Consider the following 293-nt stretch of genomic DNA (forward strand, 5'->3'; position numbering starts at 1 on the left):
TTCTTTTGTTCGGATCGCCTGCTTGAACTCTTCCGGCTCGTCAACGTTTCGACGAATCCAGAAACCTACTATGCCGATGACGCCGCCAATCAGAAACGGGATACGCCAGTACCTGCTCTCATATGCCGCCGAGCCTGCGAAAGCCTGGACGGCAATCAGAAGGACAGCGACGATTGCGTTTGGAAGCTGGCCGAATAGCTGCGTGAAACTCACCCATTGGCCGCGGCGGTCGTTCGGTGCCGACTCAACGATGTAGCTCTGGCTACCGGTTGTCTCCCCACCCAATGCGAGCC

1 protein-coding gene is annotated in these 293 nt (G+C 57.3%); it reads right to left on the minus strand.

All coding sequences use genetic code 11. The features are described from left to right. A partial coding sequence (locus SB679_RS23720) for an MFS transporter (protein ID WP_410704715.1) occupies positions 1 to 285 on the minus strand: 285 nt, incomplete at its 3' end. Positions 286 to 293: the final 8 nt, after the last annotated feature.

The sequence above is a fragment of the Chryseobacterium sp. SIMBA_029 genome, from assembly GCF_046535275.1.
In the GTDB taxonomy this organism is placed as follows: Bacteria; Bacteroidota; Bacteroidia; order Flavobacteriales; family Weeksellaceae; genus Chryseobacterium.